Annotated in this window: 9 protein-coding genes; 5 read left to right on the top strand and 4 right to left on the bottom strand. The window is 72.7% G+C overall.

Features of this window, described 5'->3' with window-relative positions; all coding sequences use genetic code 11:
* Positions 1 to 7: 7 nt before the first annotated feature.
* The 3 genes from B4U46_RS22885 to B4U46_RS22875 all read right to left on the bottom strand — a co-directional run bounded on the left by B4U46_RS22885 (position 8) and on the right by B4U46_RS22875 (position 5,190).
* Positions 8 to 2,119: a tetratricopeptide repeat protein gene (locus B4U46_RS22885; protein ID WP_079429569.1), complete on the bottom strand. Its 2,112-nt coding sequence runs from the start codon at positions 2,117 to 2,119 to the stop codon at positions 8 to 10.
* Between the two features lie 40 nt (positions 2,120 to 2,159).
* Positions 2,160 to 3,362, bottom strand: coding sequence for a PqqD family protein (locus B4U46_RS22880; RefSeq protein WP_079429568.1), 1,203 nt, complete (start codon positions 3,360 to 3,362; stop codon positions 2,160 to 2,162).
* A gap of 298 nt (positions 3,363 to 3,660) precedes the next feature.
* A complete protein-coding gene (locus tag B4U46_RS22875; protein WP_079429567.1) occupies positions 3,661 to 5,190 on the bottom strand; it encodes a ricin-type beta-trefoil lectin domain protein in 1,530 nt (509 codons plus the stop codon).
* Between the two features lie 108 nt (positions 5,191 to 5,298).
* Between B4U46_RS22875 and B4U46_RS22870 the strand changes: the two genes are divergently transcribed.
* The 3 genes from B4U46_RS22870 (at position 5,299) to B4U46_RS22860 (ending at position 9,904) form a co-directional block, all read left to right on the top strand.
* Positions 5,299 to 6,702, top strand: coding sequence for a class II fumarate hydratase (locus tag B4U46_RS22870; protein WP_079429566.1), 1,404 nt, complete (start codon positions 5,299 to 5,301; stop codon positions 6,700 to 6,702).
* 139 nt (positions 6,703 to 6,841) lie between these two features.
* The gene (locus tag B4U46_RS22865) at positions 6,842 to 7,561 is read left to right on the top strand and encodes a DUF402 domain-containing protein (protein WP_079429565.1); all 720 of its coding nucleotides are present in this window, start codon (positions 6,842 to 6,844) and stop codon (positions 7,559 to 7,561) included.
* 252 nt (positions 7,562 to 7,813) lie between these two features.
* Complete coding sequence (locus tag B4U46_RS22860; RefSeq protein ID WP_107438303.1) at positions 7,814 to 9,904, top strand: ATP-binding SpoIIE family protein phosphatase; 2,091 nt, start codon at positions 7,814 to 7,816, stop codon at positions 9,902 to 9,904.
* Between the two features lie 79 nt (positions 9,905 to 9,983).
* On the opposite strand, the gene B4U46_RS22855 is transcribed toward B4U46_RS22860, so the two are convergent.
* A complete protein-coding gene (locus B4U46_RS22855; protein WP_079429564.1) occupies positions 9,984 to 12,287 on the bottom strand; it encodes a transglycosylase domain-containing protein in 2,304 nt (767 codons plus the stop codon).
* A 243-nt stretch (positions 12,288 to 12,530) separates the two neighbouring features.
* Here B4U46_RS22855 and B4U46_RS22850 point away from each other — a divergent pair, with 243 nt between their 5' ends.
* Both B4U46_RS22850 and B4U46_RS22845 read left to right on the top strand, forming a co-directional pair.
* Positions 12,531 to 13,445, top strand: coding sequence for an SPFH domain-containing protein (locus tag B4U46_RS22850; RefSeq protein ID WP_079429563.1), 915 nt, complete (start codon positions 12,531 to 12,533; stop codon positions 13,443 to 13,445).
* Positions 13,442 to 13,699 carry a hypothetical protein gene (locus B4U46_RS22845; RefSeq protein WP_079429562.1) on the top strand — a complete coding sequence of 86 codons (258 nt, stop codon included), beginning with the start codon at positions 13,442 to 13,444 and terminating at the stop codon, positions 13,697 to 13,699. The genes B4U46_RS22850 and B4U46_RS22845 overlap by 4 nt, the downstream gene beginning before the upstream one ends.
* Positions 13,700 to 13,784 lie beyond the last annotated feature (85 nt).

Below are 13,784 nucleotides of genomic sequence, written 5' to 3'. Positions count from 1 at the left end.
CTCCGGCTCAGACGGCGCTGCGCTCGGCGGCGCGCCGGCAGGCGTCGCGGCGTTCGACCGCGTCGGGGTCGCCGGTGGCCGCGTACACGGCGTCGAAGTCCTCGGCGGCCCGGGCGAACCGGCCGGCGGTCTCGTGGACCACGGCCCGGTTGAAGCGGAACTCGGGCCGGTCGGCCAGCGCCACCGCCCGGTCGAAATCGGCCACGGCCGCCCCCAGATCGCCCTCTCCGTAGGCCAGTTCGCCCTTGATCGCCCAGGCCTCGGCCAGCCCGGGGTCGCTGGCGAGCGCCGCGTCGACGGCCTCGGCCGCCTCCTTGGTGCGGTCCGCCTCCGCGAGCAGGCGTCCGCGCAGGCAGAGCAGGTGGGCGTGGTCGGGGGCCAGGGCCAGCCCGGCGGCCACGTCCGCCAGGGCCGCCTCGGGGTCGCCGAGCTCGGCGAGCAGGCCGGCCCGGGCGAGGAGGGCCTCCCGGTTGTCCGGGTCGAGCTCCAGGGTGCGGGCGAAGTCGGCGAGGGCGCCGTCGGTGTCGCCGAGTTCCAGGCGGGCGTCGCCCCGGTTGTAGTACGCCTCGGGGAACGGGGCTTCCAGGGACAGGGCCCGCTCGTAGTCGGCGATGGCCTCGTCCAGGCGGCCCAGTTTGCGCAGGATGTTGCCGCGGTTGAAGTAGTGGTCGGCGAAGTCGTCGTCGGCGTCCATGATCTCGCCGTAGTCCTCCAGGGCCGCCTCCAGCCGGCCCGCCATGCTGTTGACCTGGGCGCGGTTGTAGCGGAGGCCGACCTGGTGCCAGGTGCGCTCGCCGAGTCCGAGTTCCCGGTTCAGGCGCTCGATGCCCTGGTCCAGCAGGCGCAGCGCCTCGTCCGGGCGGCCGTCGCGGACCTCGACGAGGGCGAGGCCGTTGCGGTTGAAGACGGAGTAGAAGGCGCGTTCCTTGGGGTCGGGGAGCAGGTCCGCGATGGAGATGGCGGTGTTGACCCAGGCCCGGGCCCGGCGGGGGTCGCGCCGCTCCTCGGGGTAGTGGCGGGCGTAGAGCATGCCGATCTCGTAGGCGAGCTTCATGTGGTGCGCGGGGCTCTGGGTGGCCGTCCGGGCCTCTTCCTGGAGGACGGCCGACTCGTCGGGGCGTCCGGCCGCGGCGAGGCAGACCCCGGATTCGCGGATGAAGATCCACCACAGGTCGGGGCGTCGCTGCGGGTCCGTCAGCCGACGTCCCTCGTCGCCGAGTTCGGCGGCGAGGTGGTAGAAGCCCAGGTACTTGCAGCGGAGCATGGCCGTGCGCAGGGCCTCGACGCCGGCTCCGCCGGGGTCGCTGCCCCGCACCAGGTGGAAGGGGAGGGCGCCCAGCCGCAGGGAGGGCTCGGCCTCCTCGGCGCGGGCGGCGAGCTCGGCGGCGCGGGCGTCGTGGAGGGCGGCGCGCTCCGCCGCGGGCAGGGCCTCGTACGCGGCGGCGAGGGCGGGGTCGTCGTCGGTGCAGTCGCCGTCCACGTAGCGGCGTACCGCCTCGGGGCCGGTGTCGGCGGCCGGGGCGGGGGGCGCGTCGGGGGCGGCGGCCCGGGTGGTGTGGGCGGCGAGGGCGGCCGGCAGGGAGAGGGAGGGGAAGCCGGGCGGGTCGAGGAGTTCGGCCGTGCCGGTGCACAGGACGAGGGTGAGCAGTCCGGGCGGGATCCGGCGCAGGGCGGCGGCCAGGAACTCCTGGTCGGTGACGTCGGCGTGCTGCACGTTCTCCACGACGAGGGTGCGCGGGCCCTCGCCGGCGTCGGTGAGGGCGGCGAGCAGGAAGTCGACGATGCCGTGGGCCACGCGCAGGGAGTGCAGGCGGGCCGGGTAGCGGCTGACCTCGCCGGCCGTGGACTGCTCCTCGATGTGGTGGGTGACCGGCGGTACGAGCGGGGCCAGCTCGGGGGTGCTCTCCTGGAGTTCGATGTAGTGGCGGGCGGCCAGGGCGGGCCGCCGTTCCAGCGCCGCGGGGGCCAGGAGCCGCAGCAGCGTTCCGGCCGCGGTGTACGGGCCGCGCAGGCGGCGGTGCGCGTCGACGGCGGCCAGGAGCGGCGGCAGGTCGAGGCCTGCCAGCAGGGCGGCGCGTGCGGGGCGGTGGGGTGCGGAGATCCAGTGGTGCCCGGTCATGGGCCCGCCTTTCGGAAGAGGCCCGCCGGGGGTGGTCCCGTCAGGCGATGACGTGGTGGAGCCGGGCCCGCCGGCTGCGCAGGCGCTCCCTGGCGGCGAGCCAGAGGGCGAAGGCGATCTGGCCGAAGGTCAGGACGAGGAAGACGGCCGCGTCGGTCAGCTGGACCCAGGTCGAGTGGCCGGTGCCGAAGCGGTCGAGCGAGGCCGAGGTCATGGCGAGGAAGACGGGTCCTACGCCCCACAGGAAGGTGGTCAGGCTGACGGCGTAGCCGATGGGCAGCAGCCAGGAGTACCAGCGGGCGGCCCGCCGGTCGACGGGGTGCCACAGGGACTCGTCGGTGAGCCGGTCGGTGCGTCCGAGCAGCCGGTTGACCCGGTTGGCGAGCATGCGCACGGCCGTGGTGTGCAGGTCGACGCAGCCGAGCACGGTGGTGATGAGGACGTAGATGTCGGTGCGCAGGTAGAGGAAGAACTGCCAGAGCAGCCGGATGAAGGTGGTGAAGGCGACCGCCAGGCAGATGCGGCCGGTCAGTCCGTGCGTGAGGCCGGCCGTGATGACGGCGAGGGCGATCAGGACGACGTCGGCGACCATCCCGGCGAGGATCGGCAGGTAGCGCTTGCGGCGCTCCACCCCGGCGAGGCCGTCCAGGGAGGTCTCCACGACGAGGAAGTAGAAGCGGTACGACATCCTGGTGCGCGAGCGGATGCCCAGGCGGCGGCCGGCGAGGGCGTGGAAGATCTCGTGCACGGCGATGAGCGGTACGGCCACCACGAACAGGACGAGGGTGATCACCGCGTAGTAGTGGCTGAAGACGAGGTCGCCGGGGGTCGGGAGGAGGCCGGGGTCGCGGACGACGCTGACGGCCGCCCAGGCGACGAGGAGTGCGTACGCGGTCCAGGCGGCCGGGGAGAAGGCGGCCTTGCCGAGCCGCTGCCAGCGCACGGGTGCGGCGACCGGTTCCGGCTCTCCCTCGGCGCGGACGAACCCGAGCTCGTGCAGGGCCTCGACCACGTCGGCGACGTCGGCGCGCTCGCCGTACTCGGCCTCGTACCAGTCCGCGGCCTGTGCGGGGGTGGCGCCCTCCTGGAGCCGGCGGACGAGTGCGGCGCCGTCGGGCGGGAAGATCGCGTAGGACTCGGTGTCGCGGCGTCCGATGGTGACCTCGTCGCCGTCCTGGAGGTAGACCAGCGGATGCAGCGCCAGTGGGGTGTCGTCCGTGCTGGTGTGGCCTGGCTCCGCCATGGCGGGGGCTCCGTCTCTCGTGGGCCGGGCCCGGACCGGTGGGGCGCCCCCGGTGTGCCTGGGGACGCCCCTTGCTCGAACGCGCCCGGGGTGCGGTTACGCGGGGCTCGGGTAGTGCGAGCACGCGGAAGAGGTCAGGCGGACCGGACCGGCCTTGCGGATCTGGATCTTCTTCATCTCGAAGCACCTCCTTCGGAGGGTGGGTGGGGGTGGGACGCGTTCCATGCTGCCGAGCCGCTCCAGAAGTTCTCCAAACCGCGGCCAAAGCCGCTGGAGGGCGGGTCGGGGTTGCGGGGGTCTACGCGAAGCGCTGGCCGGCCGAGCCGTTGCAGGTCTGCAGGCGCAGCTGCTCGTGGGCGGCGGCGACGGTCAGGCACAGGGCGGGGGCGGCGGCGGGGTGCAGGGTGGCGCCGTCGCGGACGAACTGCTGGTTGGCGCCGCCGTGGCAGTTCCAGAGGATCAGGCCGGTGCCGGCCGTGTAGGTGCCGCCGGGGACGTCGAGGCAGCGGTCCTGGCTGAGTTCGACGTGGACGGACTTGTTGGCGGTGTCGTACCACCAGCCCTGGTTGCGGCCGCCGTGGCAGTCCCAGCCGACCACCTTGGTGTTGTTCGCGCTGGAGCCGCCGAAGGAGTCGAGGCAGTTGCCGGTGGCCTCGTTCTTCAGAGGTGTGTAGAGGTCGTCCCAGGCGCCGGGCTGGAGGACGGGGGTGCCGGTGCTGGCGGGGTCGGCGCAGGAGGCTTCGCGCAGGCCGGAGTCGTAGAGCTGGGTGAGGCAGGAGGCGAAGGCGCCGTGGCCCCGGTAGTTGGGGTGGAAGGACTGGCGGGCGGTGTTCTCGTCCCAGGGGAAGTGGTCGCCGAGGTCGAGGTAGAGGCCGCGGGCCCAGGTGTCCTCCATGCAGACCTCGTGGCCGTGGAAGAGCCGCGAGTTGTCCAGGTAGGTGGCGCCGGCGGCGAGGGCGGCGGTGCGCATGCCCTTCTCGAAGGCGGGGACGGCGTAGTTGCGGCCCCATGCGGCGTCGGAGTCGTAGCCGGCGCAGCCGCCGGGGAGCTTGCCGGGGAAGCTCGGGTTGTCGTAGAAGTCGGGGCCGATGGGGCTGGGGTAGCCCATGACGACGAGCTTGTAGTCGGAGTCGGCGTAGCCGGCGTCGCGCATGACCGTCTTGAGGTCGCCGATGGTGGCCTCGACCTTGGGCACCAGTCCGTCGACGCGGGCCTGCCAGCCCGGGCCGTACTTGGGTTCGCAGGTGCCCTGGCTGAGGACCCAGCGGGTGACGCAGTCGGTCATGACGGGGCCGAACTGGAGGTCGTCGTTGGCGCCGGCGACCAGGACCACCATCTTGATCTTCGTGTTGCGGGCCTTGATGGCCAGGTTGTCGCTCTGCACCAGTTCGTCGGCGTACTGCTTGCTGCCGCCGATGCGGATGTTGCCGGTGTATCCGCCGGAGCAGGCGACGTTGAAGGTGAGGTCGGCCGGGATGCCCGTGCGGTGGATCGCCGAGTCGGGCGAGCGGTGGCACTGGTTGGCGGAGGTGTTGGTGGCGGGGTCGTAGTTGCCCGTGCCCTCGCCGGAGATCTCGCTGTCGCCGAGGGAGATGAGCCCGGTCTTGCGTTCGGCGAGGGGGCGGATCGCCGGGTCGCCGTAGATCTTGGTGGCCTCGGCGGCGCGGATGGCTTCGAGTTCCGGTGACAGGGGTGTGATCGAGCCGGATGCGGCGGGGGCCGCTTCGGCCATGGGGGTGATGGCGGTGACGCCCCCGAGGGCGGCCAGGGCCGCCGCGACCGCGGCGAATGTAGATCTGAGCCTGGGTTTCGCATGCGAACGAGCCATGTACTGCCTCCCCGATAGCGGTGTTACCCCCGGTATTTACTGGCCGGTAGGGGAGATGGGAACAGTCCGAACAAGACAATTGCTCAACTTTCTGAGGAGGATGTGAAGATGACCGATGATCAGAAGTCCACGGCGTACCGGACCGAGCACGACTCCATGGGTGAGGTACGGGTGCCCGCCGACGCCAAGTGGCGCGCCCAGACCCAGCGCGCGGTGGAGAACTTCCCGCTCTCCGGGCAGCGCCTCGAACGCGCCCACATCGAGGCCCTGGCCCGGATCAAGGCGGCCGCCGCCCTGGTCAACGCGGAGCTCGGGGTCCTGGACGAGGAGACCGCCGCGGCCGTGCGGTCCGCGGCGGCCGAGGTCGCCGAGGGCCGCTGGGACGAGCACTTCCCCGTCGACGTCTTCCAGACCGGCTCCGGCACCTCGTCCAACATGAACACCAACGAGGTGATCGCCACCCTGGCCACCGAGCGGCTCGGGCGCGAGGTCCACCCCAACGACCACGTCAACGCCTCGCAGAGCTCCAACGACGTGTTCCCCTCGTCCATCCACATCGCCGCCACCGCCGCCGTCACCCACGACCTGGTGCCGGCCCTGCGCCACCTGGAACTGGCCCTGGAGCGCAAGGCCGCCGCCTTCGCCGAGGTGGTCAAGTCCGGGCGCACGCACCTGATGGACGCCACCCCCGTCACCCTGGGCCAGGAGTTCGGCGGGTACGCGGCCCAGATCCGCTACGGGATCGAGCGCCTGGAGGCCGTCCTGCCGAGGCTGGCCGAGCTGCCGCTGGGCGGTACGGCCGTCGGCACCGGGATCAACACCCCGCCGGGGTTCTCGGCCGCCGTGATCGCCGAGGTGGCGCGGGCCACCGGGCTGCCGCTGACCGAGGCCCGCAACCACTTCGAGGCCCAGGGGGCGCGCGACGCGCTGGTGGAGACCTCGGGGATGCTCCGCACGATCGCGGTCTCGCTCACCAAGATCTGCAACGATCTGCGCTGGATGGCCTCCGGACCGCGCACCGGATTGGCCGAAATCAATCTGCCGGACCTCCAGCCGGGCTCCTCGATCATGCCCGGGAAGGTCAACCCGGTCGTGCCCGAAGCCCTGCTGATGATCGCCGCACAGGTGACCGGCAACGACACGGCGGTCGCCGTGGCGGGCGCCTCCGGGAACTTCGAGCTCAACGTGATGCTCCCCGTGATGGCCCGCAACCTCCTCGAATCCATCCGCCTGCTGGCGAACGGCAGCCGCCTGCTGGCCGACCGCACCGTGGACGGGATCACCGCCAACGCCGAACGGGCCAGGGAGTACGCCGAGTCCTCCCCCTCGGTGGTGACCCCGCTCAACCGCTACATCGGGTACGAGGAGGCGGCCAAGGTCGCCAAGCGCTCGCTCGCGGAACGCAAGACCATCCGCGAGGTGGTGCTGGAGTCCGGCTACGTCGACCGGGGCGCGCTGACGCTCCGGCAGCTCGACGAGGCGCTGGACGTCCTGCGGATGACCCGCCCCTGAACCGCCCCCGGTCGACCCCGGAGAGGGGACCGGATCCGGTCGTTCGCGACCCCGGCCGCCCGCCCGGCCACCGCTGCGGGGATCCCCACCGTGACCTGCACCGCAGCATCCCCGAGGGGAGCCGCCCTAAGATCTGCGCATGACAGGTACTTCCAGGCCCGGCACCGGCGCGGCGGACCCCGCCGCGCCGGGCGGGACGCACGCTGCGCACTGGGCACCCGGGGCGCAGATCCTCTGGCGCTACCGCGACCACGGCCCCGGACCCGGCGGGCGGTTCCACATCGCCCGCCCGGTGACCGTCGTCCAGGACACCGACGAGCTGCTCGCGGTGTGGATGGCGCCCGGCACCGAATGCGTCAAGCCCGTACTCGCCGACGGCACCCCGGTGCACGAGGAGCCCCTCGCCACCCGCTACACGGCGCCGCGCACCACCGTGCGGGCGCGCTGGTTCGGCGCCGGGGTGCTCAAGCTGGCCCGGCCCGCGGAGCCCTGGTCGGTGTGGCTGTTCTGGGACCACGGCTGGCTGTTCAAGAACTGGTACGTGAACCTGGAGGAGCCGCGCACCCGCTGGTCGGGCGGGCTGGACTCGGTGGACCACTTCCTCGACATCTCCGTCTACCCCGACCGCAGCTGGAAGTGGCGGGACGAGGACGAGTTCGCGCAGGCGCGGCGGATCGGGCTGATCGACGCCGGGCAGGCCGCGCGGGTGGAGGAGGCGGGCCGCGCGGCACTGGAGGTCGTCAAGGCCTGGGGGCCGCCGTTCGGTGACGGCTGGGAGAACTGGAGGCCCGATCCGGCCTGGGAGGTTCCGGTTCTGCCCGAGGACTGGGACCGCACCCCGGCGCATATGACGTCATGAGACCCTTGATGCGCCCCCGGGGTTCAACCGTAGGATCGTCCTCCGCCGGTCGCGCGCGGGGGGCCCTCCTGGTCCCGTACCCGTAAATGACCTGCGGCGACCGGGACTTGACCGGAGGTCGACGCGGAAAGAAAGGTAACGAGCGGGACGCGGAACCCGGGGGTGGTGGTGCCCCCGCCGCTGAGCGGGTATACCGCGACTGACCGAGTTGAGTGCAGCGCACATCGAGCGCAAACGGACGGAATTCCACGCGTGACGGAGTACCCCACCTCCCAGGAGGGCCCGCAGCCCACCGTCGCCCCCGGCGGAGGTACGGACGAGCTCGGCCACGGCAAGGCCCCCATCGCGGCCGCCGAGGCCGTACGCACGCATGCCGATTTCCCGCGCCCGCGCGGCACCGCCGTCGACGGCTCCTCCGGCCACGGCCCGGCGGACTCCGGCGCCGGGGCCGCGCGGACCCGTGACGGCGAGGCCGCCCGCAACGCGGGCCGGGACGAGGAGGCCGCCGGGGCGGCGGCCGGGGCGCGGGCGGTACCGGGCGCGGGCGGCCCGGGCACCGGTTCCGCCGAGGCCGGCGTGGCCCGGCGCGAGGGCGACCGGCTGCGGTTCGTCGGCGCCGCCACGCGCCGGATCGCCCGGGGCATCGACCTCGACGAGATCGTCCTCGGCCTGTGCCGGGCGACCGTGCCGACCTTCTCCGACGCGATCCTCGTCTACCTGCGCGACCCGCTGCCCGTCGGCGACGAGCGGCCCGCCGGCCCGGTCGTTTTAAGGCTGCGCCGCACCGACCGGCTCCGGCCGATCGACGACCTGGCCCTGGCCGACGGCGGCGAGGCCGCCGGAGCCGCGGGGGGCGCCGGCGAACTCGACTTCAGCCAGCTGCCGCTGGTCGGCCCGCAGGGCGACCTGCCCGCGGCGGAGCTGTGCGAGATCCGGCCCGGCGGGGCCCTCGCCGAGGTGCTGCGCGGGGTGCGGCCCGTGTTCGGGTCGGCCCCCGGCGCCCGGGACGCGCTGCCCGAGCTGCTGGGCGCCGACCATCCGGTGCCGCGCGGGCAGCGGGCCATCCTGGCCCCGCTGCGCGGCCGCCGCCGGGTGATCGGCGCGGCGGTGTTCCTGCGCACCCCGGACCGGGACGCGTTCGAGACGAACGACCTGCTCGTGGCGGCCCAGCTGGCGACGCACACCGCGCTCGGCATCGACAAAGCCGTGCTCTACGGGCGCGAGGCCTACATCGCCGACGAGCTCCAGCGCACGATGCTGCCCGACGGCCTGCCGCAGCCCACCGGGGTCCGGCTGGCCTCGCGCTACCTGCCCGCCGCCGAGACGGCCCGGGTGGGCGGCGACTGGTACGACGCCATACCGCTGCCCGGCAGCCGGGTCGCGCTGGTCGTCGGCGACGTCATGGGCCACTCCATGACCTCCGCGGCGATCATGGGCCAGTTGCGCACCACCGCGCAGACCCTGGCCCAGCTGGACCTGCCCCCGGCCGAGGTGCTGCACCACCTGGACGAGCAGGCCCAGCGGCTGGGCTCCGACCGGATGGCCACCTGCCTGTACGCGGTCTACGACCCCGTCTCGCACCGGATCACCATCGCCAACGCCGGCCACCCGCCGCCGGTCCTGCTGCACCTGGGCGGCCGCGCCGAGGTGCTGCGCGTCCCGCCGGGCGCCCCCATCGGGGTCGGCGGGGTGGACTTCGAGGCCGTGGAGCTGGACGCCCCCGCCGGGGCCACGCTGCTGCTGTACACCGACGGGCTGGTGGAGTCCCGGCTGCGGGACGTGTGGACGGGCATCGACCAGCTGCGCGAACGGCTCGCCACCACCGCGCAGCTGACCGGGCTGGACCACTCGCCGCCGCTGGAGGCCCTCTGCGACGACGTGCTGGACATGCTCGGCCCGGGCGACCGGGACGACGACATCGCCCTGCTCGCGGCCCGCTTCGAGGGGATCGCGCCCAGCGACGTGGCGTACTGGTTCCTGGACCCGGAGGAGACCGCCCCGGGCCGGGCCCGCCGGTTCGCCCGGCGCGCCCTGGCCCGCTGGGGGCTGGAGGAGCTGAGCGATTCGCTGGAGCTGCTGGTCAGCGAGGTGGTCACGAACGCCGTCCGGTACGCCGAACGGCCCGTGACCCTGCGCCTGCTGCGTACGGACGTGCTGCGCTGCGAGGTCGGCGACGACTCCCCGCAGCTGCCGCGCCAGCGCCGGGCGCGGGAGACCGACGAGGGCGGGCGCGGCCTGTTCCTGGTCAACCGCCTGGCGCGGCGCTGGGGCGCGACCCGGCTGAGCAGCGGCAAGGTGGTCTGGTTCGAGCTGGCGCTGCCGCCGGCGCACGAGCGCCGCTGAAGCGGCCCGCGACAGAACACCGCCGCCCCGCAGCGTTCTCGCTGCGGGGCGGCGGTGTTCTGTGACGAGGGCCTGCGGCCTACTGCTGGGGTGCGTCCGGGAACAGGGGCGGCGGCGTCGGCTTCTTCGTCGGCGGCTGCGGGTCGCCCGTCGGGGGCGTCGGGTTCTTCGTCGGCGGGGTCGGGTTCTTCGTCGGCGGGCTCGGGTCCGGCTTGCCGGTGCCGCTGCCCGAGGGGTCCGGGCTGCCCGTCGGGTGGGTGCCGGAGCTGGACGGGGACGGGTTGGCGGTGCCGGAGGGGCCGCTGGAGGGGACCGCGGTACGGGTCGGGCCGACCGGGGTGCCCATGTTGGCGTCCGACAGGTCGAACTCGCCGGTGCTGACGCCCTTGAGCGCGGCCGTGGTGTAGGCCTGCCAGATCTGGGCGGGGAAGCTGGAACCGCCGGCGCGGCCCTTGCCGGCCGTACCGGTCAGGGTGACCTGCTTGTGCGAGTTGGGGTCCTCGCCGAACATCGCGACGACGGTGACGAGCTCCGGGGTGTAGCCGGTGAACCAGGCGGCCACGTTGGACTCGGTGGTGCCGGTCTTGCCCGCGGCCTGGTAGGCGTCGGACCGCACGGCCTTGCCGGAGCCGTCCTGGACCACGCCGGTCAGGACCTTGGTGACGGTGTCGGCGGTCTCGCGCTTGATGACCTGGCCGCCGATGGGGCTGACCGGCTTGTACTCGGCGTCCACGTGCTCGGCGCTCTTGACGATGGTCGGGGTGACCTTCTTGCCGTGGTTGCCGAAGGTGGCGTAGACCCCGGCCATCTCCACGGTGTTGGCGCTCATCGTGCCCAGCGACATGGCCGGCTTGTCGGCGGGCCAGCCCTCGCGGTCCTTCATGCCGAGGGCGAGCGCGGTCTTCTTCACGACCTCCGGCTTGGCGTCCACGAACATCTGGGCGTACACGGAGTTCACGGAGGAGTTGGTGGCCTCCTGGACCGTGAGCATCGGGTCGCCGTAGTTGATGTCGTCCTGGTTCTGCGGGGCGAAGGGGGTGTCGCTGCCGACCACGGGGCGCTTGCTGGTGCCGTCGTAGAGGGTGTTGGGGGTGATCGGACGGCCGTCCTGGGTCTTGGCCCCGGTGTCCAGGGCGGTGGCCAGCACGACCGGCTTGAAGGTGGAGCCCGGCTGGTAGTCGGTGCGCAGGGCGTTGCTCGCCGACTTCTCGGCCAGACCCACGCCGCCGTACATGGCGACGATGTGGCCGGTCTTGGCGTCCACGGAGGTGGCGCCGGCCTGGACGTTCTGGTCGACCGGGCGTTCCTTGACGTCCTTGCGGTCGAGCTTGGACTCCAGCTCGTCCTGGACGGCCTTCTCCAGCGCCGCCTGCTTCTTCTTGTCGATGTTGAGGGTGATCGTCCAGCCGCCGGCCTCGATGTCGGCTTCCTTGATGCCCTGGCGGCTCAGCTCCGCCTTGGCGGCCTGGATGAGGTAGCCCTTCTGGCCGTCCATGCCGGGGCGCGGCTTGGGCTTGATGGGCTCGGGCAGGTGCAGGGTGTCGCGCTTGGCCTTGTCCAGCTTGCCCATCTCGACCATGTTGTCGAGGACGGCGTTGAAGCGGATGTTGACCAGCCGCCGGCCGTTGGGGCCCGCGGTCGCGAGGTCGTACTGGCTGGGGGCCTGGATGACGGCGGCCAGGTAGGCGCCCTGCTCCAGGGTGAGCTTGTCGGAGTCGACGCCGTAGTAGGCCTGGGCGGCGGCCTGGATTCCGTAGGCGCCGCGGCCGTAGAAGTTGGTGTTGAGGTAGCCGACGAGGATGTCGTCCTTCTCCATGCGCTGGTCGACCTTGAGGGAGATCACCATTTCGCGGAGCTTGCGGGTGGCCGACTGGTCCTGCGTCAGGTAGTAGTTCTTGACGTACTGCTGGGTGATCGTCGAGCCGCCGGCCGTGCCCTTGCCGCGCAGGGTGTTGAACGCGCCGCGGGCGATGCCGATGAAGTCGACGCCGCGGTCCTTGTAGAAGGTCTTGTTCTCGATCGCGATGAAGGCCGTGCGCACGTCCTCGGGGATCTTGTCGATCGAGACGATCTCGCGGTTCATGTCACCGGTGCGGGTCATGACCGACCCGTCGGCCCACTTGAACGTGTTGCTCTGCAGGACCGCCGTCTTGTTCGGGTCGGTCGGCTCGTCCACGGAGAAGTAGAGGGCGAAGGCTCCGGCTATGAGGAGCAGGATCCCGCCGAGGAAGGTCCCGAGGATGGTCTTCCAGGTGAAGAAACGGCGTATGCCGCCGCGCTTCTTCTTCCCGGTGGGTTTGCCCGCGCGCCCGGCGGCACGCCCGGCCGGCGCCTTCCGCCCACCGCGCTGCTGCTGCGCCCGTCGCGCATCTGCTCGGCCCATCGCTCCCGCTCCGCTCGATTACCCCCCCGACGTCAGCTCAGAAAACTAACACCGCAGGCTGTGACAAAGGTTGGCTAACCCTGACCAATACCGGTCAATTCGGACGTGAGAATCAGCACCCACTCCGATGGAACCGACGCTCACGATGCCGGATGGGTTGCGGTCATCGCAAAAAGTGATATCACTTTGCTAGGCGTTCCAGTCGACCGGGACCGGACGCGACGGACCAAACGGGGGTATTCCATGACAGCCTCAGCGACGGGCGAACGACCGGCTGACGTAAGGGAGTTCGCCGCGCACAGCGTCGGCGGCGGGCTCGCCCTCCTGCTCGGGCTCGTGGGGGCGGTGGCCGGCGCCGCCCTGATCGGCCTCGGCGCGACGGTGGCCGCGACGGCGACGAAGGCGGCCCTGATCCCCCTCGGCATCCTGGTGGTGCTGGTCTCGGCGCTGGCCATGAGCGGGCTGAACACGGTGGCCCCGGGCGAGGCCCGCGTGGTCCAGCTGTTCGGCCGCTACCGGGGGACGATCCGTACGGACGGGCTGCGCTGGGTCAACCCGCTGACCTCGCGGGAGAAGATCTCCACCCGGGTCCGCAACCACGAGACGGCCGTCCTGAAGGTCAACGACGCCTACGGCAACCCCATCGAGCTGGCGGCGGTCGTGGTGTGGCGGGTGGCCGACACCGCGCGGGCCGTCTTCGAGGTCGAGGACTTCACGGAGTTCGTCGAGACGCAGACCGAGGCCGCCGTCCGGCACATCGCCATCGAGTACCCCTACGACTCGCACGAGGAGGGCGGGCTCTCGCTGCGCGGCAACGCCGAGGAGATCACCGAGAAGCTCGCGGCCGAGCTGGCGACCCGGGTCGACGCGGCGGGCGTGGAGATCATCGAGTCCCGCTTCACCCACCTCGCGTACGCTCCGGAGATCGCCTCCGCGATGCTCCAGCGCCAGCAGGCCGGTGCGGTCGTGGCGGCCCGCAAGCAGATCGTCGAGGGCGCGGTGGGCATGGTGGAGCTCGCGCTGACCCGGCTGGCCGAGGAGGAGATCGTGGACCTGGACCCCGAGCGGAAGGCCTCGATGGTCTCCAACCTGATGGTGGTCCTGTGCGGCGACCGCGCGGCCACCCCGGTCATCAACACGGGCACCCTGTACCAGTGACGTCCAGGGGCGCCCAGGACCCGTCCGAGCCCAAGCCCGCCCGGGCCGGACGGGAGCCGCGCAAGCAGGTGCTGCTCCGGCTCGACCCGCAGGTCTACGACGCCCTCGCGCGGTGGGCCGGCGAGGAGCTGCGCAGCGCCAACGCGCAGATCGAGTTCCTGCTGCGCCGGGCCCTGTCGGAGGCCGGCAGGCTCCCCGGCGGCGCCGCCCCGATCCCGCCCCGCGGCCGCCCCCGCACCGGCCGCGACGGCTGACCGCCGCTCCCCGGCACCCCCGGCCCTCCGCCCGGGCGCGACCACCGCGCCCGGGCGTTCCTCCCTGCCCGCCGACGCCACCCGC

This window comes from Streptomyces katrae (assembly GCF_002028425.1).
Taxonomy (GTDB): Bacteria; Actinomycetota; Actinomycetes; order Streptomycetales; family Streptomycetaceae; genus Streptomyces; species Streptomyces katrae_A.
The sequence above is the reverse complement of the archived record's forward strand: the minus strand, read 5'-3'. Positions and strand labels throughout refer to the sequence as shown.